The organism is Shinella granuli (assembly GCF_004341885.1).
GTDB lineage: Bacteria > Pseudomonadota > Alphaproteobacteria > Rhizobiales > Rhizobiaceae > Shinella > Shinella granuli.
The window spans coordinates 35,186-45,350 of record NZ_SLVX01000028.1 but is presented as its reverse complement, the minus strand read 5'-3'; the positions used below and the strand labels follow the sequence as shown (position 1 = coordinate 45,350).

Sequence of the window (10,165 nt, the reverse complement as noted above, 5' to 3'; positions counted from 1 at the left end):
GTTGCAGAAAGGAAATAGGTGGCCGGATTTTACTCCGCCCGCAGCAGCATTATGCCGCCGCTACCGTGGCCGACTTTTGCACCGCCGCTCTCACCAGGGCTTGGTGCCGGCCTCGAGCTGCTGGATGATGGTGTCGGTGATCCGCTGGTAGGTGTCCTTTACGCTCTGCATTGCCGTCTCCTGTTCGTTGGTTGACGGCAAAGATCCGAAGATAGCGAAACGACCCCATGCACCCGTAGGGCCGCAACGGAGTGTAGGACCGCGCAAGCGGTTGAATGGGGGAGGGGCTATCGTAGTTTGTCCGTCAAATCATCCAACGGACAGGGGAGGGCGCAGAGCTCCGGCACCTCGGCCAATGACACAGGCCCTCACTGTGCAGCGACCGGGCCGCAGGTCAGCGCTCTCGGTCGTCTTGGTCGCGGTTTCGCTGGCGATCGGCAAGCTGCTGCGCTTCGATAGCCTTAAGCTCGGCGTTGATGTGCTGCGACTGAGGCTCTTGGGCCTTTTGCTGACCTGGCGGCGATTGGGCATCTTGGACCTGTTCCGGCCGCCCCAGAGTCTTGAAATCAGATCGAGCGGTGAACTTCACCTCCTCGTCGTCGGGAGGCATCCGCTCGGGAAGGTCAGCGCGGTCAACGGCCACAATCCCCCTGTCGGTCACGAGGCTCGCCACGCGATTGTCGTGCCCGAGAACCTGCCCTTCGATCACTTCGCCCGGGCGGGCCGTGCGGATGTTGTGCTCGAACGGATTCTCGCCAGCCTGCTCAAGATCTGACATGGCACTGCGGATAGCCTCGCGGCGGTTAGGATCCATCGCATCCTGGATGAGATGCTTCATCGCCGGACTGGACGGATCATTGGTGGTCTCAATGGATGCCTCGATCATGCGAGGCTTGGTGATGACGGTAAGATCGATGTCATGACCGTAGGTGCGGCCCAACGAGACCACTAGCGCCTCGTTTGCCCTTCCATTGCCTTCCCGAAAAGCGTGAACGTAATTCAGCTCAGAAAGGACGTGCGCCGCTTTCTCGGCAAATTGCTCAGGTGTCGCAGCTCTTAGGCCCTGATCGTCTCTGGCGGGCCTCAGCGCCTCGTTGAGACCCATTTCGATGCGCGAGCCGGGGAGGAAAGTTGTGTCGCCCTTCGAAAGCCCACCTACCGGCTCTACCCGCTGGCCATCGACGACAGGACTTTCATTTCGCGTATGTCCTGCCCATTCATAGACATCCTGAAAGATGTAGCCGTGCAGAGCCTTCAGATGCGCTGCGTCGTGATTACCGGTCGGACCTTTTCCCTCAGCCAGCTCCGTTTGCCTCAAAGCCGTGAAAGCGTATTCGGCCTCACGCAGCGCCGAATGGCTTCTGATATCCAGCTTGTTCTTCAGAACATCCCTGAAATCCTTATCCTCTGAAGTGTTTGGATAGGTGTAGGAGCCTTTGGCTTCATCATCGCGGGCCAAGCGAAACCTCATGCAAAAAAGCCGCCTGAGATCACAGGCGGCCGCGACAAATCTCCAGGTGATGATCAAGCCCGCTTGAAGCGGGCCAGCAGCTCTTGGCGCATTTCCTCGGAAGTGATGTCTCCCGCAACGTAACGGCCGTTTGCTTCTTCCAAAACCGGATCGCCGGTGTAACCCTGCCGCATGTTGGCGGCGCGAGCCTGATCGACGGCCTTCTTCCGGGAAGCAACAGCTTCCGGAGAGCGATCGGGGCGGGGGGCATGAACGTTCATTGGCAAAGCCTCCAGTTACTACTCAACTTAGCATGAAACGCGCCGAATATCCAGCGAAAGCGAGGAAATCCGGCTCTTTGAGGGTGGAAACCCGATCAGAGATCGGGCCTCCAAGAGCAATTAATCGCGCGGTTCCCACTCGATGATGGCCTGCAGTGCCAGGTCATCTTGGCCGGGATAGCGACCCAGGTTGGCATTGAAGCCGAGGCGCTTGATGGAGAGCGTGTAGTAGGGCTTCCCTTCGCCGCTGGTCTTCTTCCAGATGCCGCCAACTTCGATGTCGTAGCCGCGAGGTGACTTGGCATAGACGCGATGCGTCGGAGCCTTTTCGTTTGTGGAGTCGAACGGTGTAACCTTGATGTCCAGGTCCCGGTCGATGGTGGACCCAAGCGCGGACGAACCGGCAAAGACCGAAGACGGCAGATTCAAGTGTGATCCGTGAGAGAAAATCGTCTCGGTCCTGATCGCCAAACCAGATGGCCGCTCCGTCGACATGGGTTCAAGATCCACCGAGACGACCGGCGTTAGCGGAATCTGGTTTGCGGCTGGCGCCGGCATGTCCGGCACTCGCGAAGTAGCTGCGCCGCCAGTCTTTCTGGTATCCCGTCGCTTGGCAGTCAGGCGGGCTTGCGCTGCACTAAGCTCCTTCATCCAATCATTCGTCGCCTCCTTGTCGCCGCAACCAAAGATGCGTGCGAGCCAGCGGATGTTGGTGGTGCTGATGCCCTTGTCGTTCTCCTGAAACCAGAGCTGGACCGTGCGGAGATCCACCCCGCTACGATTGGAGTCGATCTTCGAAATGGCATCCGCCAGCAGTTCCGGCGTCCAGGGGCCTTGCGGAAAACCATCATCACCCAAGGGCCGACCGGCTCCTGCAGCGGCCATCTGCTTGAACAGCTCCTTGAAATCGCTTCCGTCGTTAGGCGGCGCGACAAAAATCTTACCGTTTTTTTCCAATGACTTGCAGGCCCGGATTTCGTTTCGTTTCGCATCCTATCGTGCGTTTCGTCAGGTTCAATGGTCTTAAAGCCCCTCCAATGCAACTGATCGGTGAGGCATCCACCATGCTACTGTCGTTATCCAGTTCGCGTTCGTCGCATCGGGCAACAGCCACTCTGCGCACAAGCTTCACCTCGGACGAGCTGTCGTCCAAGCACCTTGGAACGGAAACCGCAGGTAGCGCCGCCTGGCTTTGCAGTAGACGAAGTGATGGTTGTTGGGGAATGCGTTCAAGTTCGGCTCCGATCACGCTATCCCTCAGGGTCTTGTCCGGACTGCGGACGACCAAGCCGGAGGGTGCAAAGCAGATATCTGCGACGGCCAGCTGATCTTCCCCTCTGCGGCCGGCGAGTAGAATTGACGATCGTGGCGCGTCGGTTCTGGTGCGATGCAGTTCTTTGCGGACGGCGCATCTTCTGCGAGCAGTTTGATAGCGGCGTCTTGGCTCGGTATGGCCGGCGCACCCAGCGGCTAGAGACAATTGTTCACCACCTCGGCTTGGCGCTGGGCGGAAGACCTGCTGCCGGCTTTGCCAATCGTTTGATGGTTCCGGTGAGCAACGACACGCTGCTGCGGGTGGTTCGCCGCCGCATTGCTGACCAGAACGATGAACTCACCGTCATAGGCATTGATGACTTTGCCTTCAGGCGCGGCCAGACCTATGGAACGATCGTTTGTGATCTAGAGCGGCGGAGGCCTGTCACCCTGTTGCCGGATCGTGCGCTGGATACGTCTCGGAGATGGCTTGCCGAGCATCCGTCGATATCGATCGTCGCTCGCGATCGAGGCGGTGGCTATGGTGAGGCCATAGCGAAGGCCTTGCCCAATGCCGAGCAGGTCGCCGATCGCTGGCACCTGATGGAGAATTCCAGCCGGGCCTTCCTCGATGCAGTCGGCAAGTCGATGCGCCAGATCAGGCAGGCGGTCGGCAGCAATGTCGTTGACCCGAAGCTTTTAACCTACGCTGAAAAACTGCAGTACGAGGGATATCTGCGCCGCCAGGAAACAAACGAGGCGATCCGGGAGATGTCGAAGAAGGGAACTTCAATTCGACAAATAGTCCGGCAAACCGGCCATAGTCGGAAGATTGTCCGCGACGTTCTGAGGGGCCAGCGCCTCGATGTCTTCCGGACACGGCCCAGCTCATTGGATAGCTGGCTGCCGTGGCTCAACGGCCGCTGGGACGAAGGCGTGCGGAACGCCTTGGCGCTCTGGCGGGAGATGAAAGCGAAAGGCTTTCCGGGACAGAGCGGTGTCGTCTCCCAATGGGCTCAGCGGCGCCGTCTTGCGGAGAAAGCCAACCAGAGCGGGCTTGCGCGAACGCCATCGGCCCGGGTCATCGCCCGGTTGATGACAACCGCGCGCGATGACTTGGCGAAACCTGAAGCGATCCTGGTTGCGGCTATCGAAGTGAACGTTCCGGAACTGATAGTCGCCCGTGCGGCCATCGGCGAGTTCCAATCCATGATCCGTTCGAAAACAGCGCGAAAGCTGGATGAATGGGTTGCAGCTGCCAAGAACAGCCTGGTCGGATCGTTTGCCGGTGGCGTTGCGAAAGATCTCGACGCCGTGCGAAACGCAATTCTCTCACCTTGGTCGAACGGACAGACGGAAGGTCAGGTCACACGATTGAAGCTTATCAAACGCCAAATGTATGGGCGAGCCAAACTTGATCTGCTGCAGGCCCGATTGATCGGTGCAGCGTAAGCTCCGACGCCAGCAAAAGTGCGTCAGAGCCGAGAATTGACCCGCCTTTAGGTATCGTTCGTGTTGTTGGTCGGGGTCAAGTTCCTGCGTTTCTCCTTCGTTATTTTGGGCTGATGGGCCGAGCTGTTCGAGGATGTGGCAGTGGTGGGTGAGCCTGTCGAGCAGCGCGGTGGTCATCTTTGCGTCGCCGAAGACGCTTGTCGTTCTCGACTTCTCACGGCCGAGCAAACCGACAGACAACGCCTACATCGAATCGTTCAACGGCAAGTTTCGCGCCGAGTGCCTGAACCAGCACTGGTTCCTGACCCTTGGCGACACGCGTCAGAACGACTCAGGTAACGAGGTCCCGGCCGCCGCTCTGCCGAGCAGCGGCCCTTAATCATGTGTCAATCGGCACCTGCCTGCACGGGGTTCGGCCGCCGTTTTTCGATGCTGTATTTGAGCAGTGCGGCACAACGGAAGATCCCGTGAGCGAATTTGCCGTAAGGCAGCGTCATAAACAGACCCATCACAAAACCTAGGTGAACGGCGAGAAGCAACGGCATTGCCGAACTGTCGCGCCAGGCGAGCAGGATCAGGCCCGTAAGACTGATGGAGAACAGAAGCGCTATGAAACCACGATCCATGGTTTTTTGCCTCTCGTCGATCTGCAACGGGTTACGACGCATATTCAACCAGAAGAGTCCCGCCGGGCCTATTAGGAGGCCGATGCCGCCAAATGTACCGAGGACAACCGGAAGGCTGCTGATCCGATACGGGGCCTCCAGGCCGAAGATATAATGGTAGAGTGTCGCCACCGACGTAGAGGCGAAGCACAGCATGAAGCCGTAGAATGTTAGGTGGTGGAAGCGGCGGCGCCACAGCGTGAAGGCATCGTCCTCGTTGTTACAGCCATCACCGTGACCGCCGTCCAGGTATCGGAGGGTTAACGCCGACCTCGTCGCCTCACCGACCGCGTTCGCCAGCGGGACGGGTTTTCCGGGTTCGGAGACCTGCCGCCAGAAACGTGTCACACCTATCGCGAGCGCAACGACGGAAAACAATGAAGCTGCCCCGAACACCCCAGCCAGCATGTTGTGCGGAAAGATCGCGTAGAACTCCCCTTCCAGACCATGGACGAACAGGCTACCCCTGATCATGATGGTGGCGATCAGGAACGCCGCAACGCCCAGACTGACCGCCATGGCAATCGTCAGGCCGTTGCGCCGATACAGCTCACCGAATGCTTTCGGGAATGCATACTCAATGTATGTGTGCCGGCGGACCTGGGCCAAGGTTTTCGGAACATTCACGCCGAATTCATGCGGCGGTGCGTACTGGCAGGCGTATAGACATGCCGAACAGTTGTGGCACAGATTTGCCAGATAATGCGCGTCCGCCACGTTGAAATCCAGTCTCCGGGTCATTGCCGGAAAAACCGCGCAGAAACTCTCACAATATCGGCAGGCGTTGCAAATGTGGAGAATACGGTCGACCTCGCCCGCATTGGCGTCCAGTTCGCGTTTCGCCTGGTCAGCGAGGTCACTCAGAGTGTCGATAGCGGACATTTTGTGTCTCCCGGTAATTTACGCCGCCTGCGCCGCCGCAGCCGCACGCGTTCCGGCAATCCGGCCAAAAGCCGTGCCGATGCTCATGCCCACACCCGCCGTGTATCCTTTACCGAGCACGTTTCCGGCCATCATCTCACCTGCTACGAACAGGTTCGGGCTAGGCCTGTCGGCGAACCGCACTGCGGCAGTGTCATCGACCTTGAGGGAAAGATAGGTGAACGTAATGCCGGGTCTCAGCGCATAGCCATAGAAGGGTGGGGTATCGATCTTCTGGGCCCAGTGGGTCTTTGCAGGAACCACACCTTCCGTCCTGCAGTCATCCAGAACCGTGTGATCGAAAACCCCGGGGCGACAAGCGGCATTGTAGCCGTCAATCGTCCGCATGAACGTCTCGACCGGAAGTGCCAGCTTTGTCGCAAGCTCGGGCAAGCTATCGGCGATCACACCTGGAAAGACGGGCGGCATAAATCTGCCGATCACTTTTCTGTCGATGATCGAGTATCCGATCTGACCCGCCTGTTGAGCGACGAGCCGTCCCCAGATAGCATAGCGTTTCGGCCAGAAATCCTCTCCCTCGTCGTAGAAACGGCAACCTTCCTGATTGACGACGACGCCCAGCGAAACGCAATCGATACGCGTACAGATGCCACCATCATAAAGCGGTGCGCGCGCATCTATGGCAACACAATGCCCCTGGGACGGATCGCCGATCATGTCCGCCCCAGCTTTCATCATACACTTCAGCAGAACGCCCTGATTGAAGCGTGTGCCTCGAATGAGGAAGTTGTCCGCAGGCCATTCACCGCGGTCATTACGCCCCCAAGCTTCGCGCAGCCACTCGCGATTGGATTCGAAGCCTCCGGCGGCAAGAACGCAAGCCTTCGCCGTGATCCTCTCACCAGATCCAGTGACAACGCCCACGAACCGGTCACCTTCGAGGAGTACATCTGTGACAGGTGTGTTGTAGCGCACCTTCACACCCAGGGCCTCGGCGCTTCGGTAGTAGGCATTCACAAGCGCCTTGCCGCCTCCCATGAAGAAGGCATTCGTCCGCGCGACGTGCAGTGCGCCCGACAGCGGCGGCTGGAAGCGTACGCCGTGCCGCCGCATCCAGTCACGACAGTTCGAGGAAGCGCGGATCACCAGGCGGGCCAGATGCTCGTTGGTCTCCCCTCCGGTCACCTTGAGGAGATCCTGCCAATACTCTTCTTCAGGGTAGGCCTCAACAAGAACATCCTGCGGGGCGTCATGCATGCAACGCAGATTGCGGGTGTGCTGGGAGTTCCCGCCCCTCCACTCCTTTGGCGACGCCTCCAGCATCAAGACGGAAGCGCCTGCCTCCCGAGCCATCAGCGCCGCGCAAAGCGCCGCGTTCCCACCCCCAACAATAAGAACGTCGACCACGATTCGTATCTCCTGAAAAGTCTCGGCCAACCTTTAGGCAAGCCGGCGGACCGCGACCATCAGCAAATCATGAAGATACCTTCACTGTTCATGAAGACTAGCTCCGAGCCACCGACCGTCGCGGACAAGCCCCGCGACCACCTTGCGCAATTGCGCTCGCAACGCGAGCGAGGCAGGGGAGAGCTCGTGCTCGGGCAGGTTGGCCAGGAGATTGGTTCGATGAACACCCGCATCGGAAATTGCGCGAACGGATAAGCTTCGTACTGGTGAACGGGCGAGCGCGGCTCCAGGCTGGATGGTGTGCCCAAGCCCGGAAGACACGACATCCATGATGACAGCCAGGGAGTCTATTTCCATGACAATATTAGGTGTCACTTTTGCGGCAGCGAAGGCGCGGTCAAGACTTGCTCTCAGACCATGCCCTTTGCTCGGCAACACAAGCGCAAGTCCCGACAGTTCCGCAAGAGTAACGCGATTCTCTGTGCCTTCAGCTCCTTCTTCGCCTGCCGGGCCGATGAGAAAAAGGCTCTCGTCAAGCAGAGGAATGGCTTCACTTTTTGCGAACGTCACCGTCTCGTGATTAAAGAGAATGGCGAGATCGATCTGGCGCTGTTTAAGCATTCCGGCAAGGTGACCCGACATGCCCTCGACGAGTTGCAGACGGATGTTCGGGTAATGGCGCGCCATCGCTTTAATGAGCGGCAGCGCTAAAACCGAAGCCGTAGTCGGCGCCAATCCCAGCGAGACGACACCCGCGAGGCGCGCGCCCTGGGCCGTCACCGCAGCAGCATCGATATGTCGAAGCGCCAGCGTGGCATGTTGACAGAACGTAGCGCCTGCTTCTGTTGTCGTAACACCCGAAGCCCCCCGTACAAGCAGACGTACCGACAACTCGCTTTCAAGACGACTTATCTGTTGACTCAAGGCTGACGTTGCCATTCCAAGCTGCGCCGCCGCCTTGCCCAGGCTTCCACATTCGACCGCGGTAACGAGGTATCTTAGCTGCCTAAGTTCCAATCCATGCGCTCCCGCTTTGCGCTTCGCTTTGTGTCAACATACAGCCCTTGCGCCATAGACGCGTAATGCTTTGATGCCCAGTGAGTGCCTCACATGTTCGGATAAACCGGACCTTCCGCGCCCTGCGGCGGGACCCAGTTGATGTTCTGGTTCGGGTCCTTGATGTCGCAGGTCTTGCAGTGGACGCAGTTCTGCGCGTTGATCACGTAGACCTGTTCGCCATCCTTCTCCACCCATTCATAGACGCCGGCCGGGCAATAGCGGGTCGACGGACCGGCGAAGACGCCGAGTTCCGAACGCTTCTGCAGATCCATGTCCTTGACCTGGAGGTGAACCGGCTGGTCTTCCTCATGATTGGTGTTCGACAGGAACACCGACGACAGGCGGTCGAAGGTGAGCACGCCATCGGGCTTGGGATAGGCGATCGGCTTGTGCTTGGCGGCCGGTTCAAGCGAGGCCGCGTCGGTCTTGCCGTGCTTCAGCGTGCCGAAGAAGGAGAAGCCGAACAGGGTATTGGTCCACATGTCGAGACCGCCCAGACCGACGCCGAGCGCGGTGCCGAGCTTCGACCACAGCGGCTTCACGTTTCTGACGCGCCTCAGGTCCGTGCCGATATCGGTTGCGCGCCATTCGTTCTCGATCTCGACCGGCTCGTCATTGGCGCGGCCGCTCGCGATGGCTTCGGCGATCTTGTCGGCCGCCAGCATGCCCGACAGCACGGCATTGTGGCTGCCCTTGATGCGCGGCACGTTGACGAGACCGGCGGAACAGCCGATCAGCGCGCCGCCCGGGAAGGAGAGCTTCGGCACCGACTGGTAGCCGCCTTCGGTGATGGCGCGGGCGCCATAGGACAGGCGCTTGGCCCCTTCGAAGGTCGGGGCGATCGTCGGATGGGTCTTGAAGCGCTGGAACTCCTCGAACGGATAGAGATAGGGGTCCTTGTAGTTCAGGTGGACGACGAAACCGACCGCGACGAGATTGTCTTCGAGATGGTAGAGGAAGGAGCCTCCGCCGGTCTTCATGTCGAGCGGCCAGCCGAAGGAGTGCTGTACCAGACCCGGCTTGTGGTGCTCCGGCTTGACCTGCCAGAGTTCCTTGAGACCGATGCCGAATTTTTGTGGCTCGCGATCCTTCTGCAGGTCGAATTTGGCGATCAGCTGCTTGGCGAGCGAACCGCGTACGCCCTCGCCGATCAGCACGTACTTGCCGAGCAGTTCCATGCCGCGCGTATAGGCCGGGCCCGGCTCGCCGTTCTTCTCGATGCCCATGTCGCCGGTGGCGACGCCGATCACCGCGCCCTCATCGTTGTAGAGCAGCTCGGTGGCGGCAAAGCCCGGATAGATCTCGACACCCAGCGCCTCGGCATGGGTGGCGAGCCAGCGACAGACATTGCCGAGCGAGACGATGTAATTGCCGTGATTGTTCATCAGCGGCGGCATGAACATGTTGGGCAAACGGATGGACCCGGCCGGCCCGAGGAAGAGGAACTGATCGTCCTTGACCTTGGTCTTGAACGGATGTTCGGCCTCTTCGCGCCAGCCGGGCAAGAGCTTGTCGACGCCGATCGGATCGACCACGGCGCCGGACAGGATGTGCGCGCCGACTTCCGAGCCCTTCTCCAGCACGACGACGGTCAGATCCGGATTGACCTGTTTCAGGCGGATCGCCGCCGACAGACCGGCAGGCCCGGCACCGACGATCACCACGTCGAATTCCATGCTCTCGCGTTCGGGCAGTTCCTTCATCAACTCCATACT

General features: G+C 59.5%; 8 protein-coding genes and 4 pseudogenes. 2 read left to right on the top strand and 10 right to left on the bottom strand.

The features are described 5' to 3' along the window. Positions 1–93: 93 nt before the first annotated feature. The 5 genes and pseudogenes from EV665_RS33205 to EV665_RS33340 form a co-directional block, all read right to left on the bottom strand. Positions 94–171, bottom strand: a pseudogene (locus EV665_RS33205) (ArdC-like ssDNA-binding domain-containing protein); the annotation flags it as partial. Between the two features lie 223 nt (positions 172–394). After that, positions 395–1,459 (bottom strand): Fic/DOC family protein, encoded by a 1,065-nt coding sequence (locus EV665_RS27810; RefSeq protein ID WP_245507861.1) that lies wholly within the window; start codon positions 1,457–1,459, stop codon positions 395–397. Between the two features lie 65 nt (positions 1,460–1,524). Further along, complete coding sequence (locus EV665_RS27805) at positions 1,525–1,731, bottom strand: antitoxin VbhA family protein (protein ID WP_127625926.1); 207 nt, start codon at positions 1,729–1,731, stop codon at positions 1,525–1,527. Positions 1,732–1,851: 120 nt separating this feature from the next. Continuing rightward, complete coding sequence (locus EV665_RS32695; protein ID WP_380688570.1) at positions 1,852–2,181, bottom strand: DUF736 family protein; 330 nt, start codon at positions 2,179–2,181, stop codon at positions 1,852–1,854. 140 nt (positions 2,182–2,321) lie between these two features. Further along, positions 2,322–2,688, bottom strand: a pseudogene (locus EV665_RS33340) (RcgA family putative transporter); the annotation flags it as partial. Positions 2,689–2,940: 252 nt separating this feature from the next. Between EV665_RS33340 and EV665_RS27795 the strand changes: the two are divergent. Beyond that, complete coding sequence (locus EV665_RS27795) at positions 2,941–4,437, top strand: ISL3 family transposase (RefSeq protein ID WP_133036593.1); 1,497 nt, start codon at positions 2,941–2,943, stop codon at positions 4,435–4,437. Positions 4,438–4,563: 126 nt separating this feature from the next. Here EV665_RS27795 and EV665_RS27790 read toward each other — a convergent pair. Further along, positions 4,564–4,638 (bottom strand): annotated as a pseudogene (locus tag EV665_RS27790) (ATP-binding protein); the annotation flags it as partial. Between EV665_RS27790 and EV665_RS27785 the strand changes: the two are divergent. Then, positions 4,637–4,762: pseudogene (locus EV665_RS27785) on the top strand (integrase core domain-containing protein); the annotation flags it as partial. The pseudogenes EV665_RS27790 and EV665_RS27785 sit on opposite strands and share 2 nt — an antisense overlap. Before the next feature lie 61 nt (positions 4,763–4,823). Here EV665_RS27785 and tcuB read toward each other — a convergent pair. The 4 genes from tcuB to EV665_RS27765 form a co-directional block, all read right to left on the bottom strand. Continuing rightward, on the bottom strand, positions 4,824–5,984 hold the full coding sequence (gene tcuB, locus EV665_RS27780) for a tricarballylate utilization 4Fe-4S protein TcuB (protein WP_133036592.1): 1,161 nt from the start codon (positions 5,982–5,984) through the stop codon (positions 4,824–4,826). A gap of 18 nt (positions 5,985–6,002) precedes the next feature. Further along, complete coding sequence (gene tcuA / locus EV665_RS27775; RefSeq protein WP_133036591.1) at positions 6,003–7,391, bottom strand: FAD-dependent tricarballylate dehydrogenase TcuA; 1,389 nt, start codon at positions 7,389–7,391, stop codon at positions 6,003–6,005. Positions 7,392–7,472: 81 nt separating this feature from the next. Beyond that, the gene (locus tag EV665_RS27770) at positions 7,473–8,408 is read right to left on the bottom strand and encodes a LysR family transcriptional regulator (RefSeq protein ID WP_133036590.1); all 936 of its coding nucleotides are present in this window, start codon (positions 8,406–8,408) and stop codon (positions 7,473–7,475) included. 89 nt (positions 8,409–8,497) lie between these two features. Beyond that, entirely contained in the window at positions 8,498–10,162 is a 1,665-nt protein-coding gene (locus EV665_RS27765) for an electron transfer flavoprotein-ubiquinone oxidoreductase (protein WP_133036589.1), read from the bottom strand. Between the last annotated feature and the right edge of the window lie 3 nt (positions 10,163–10,165).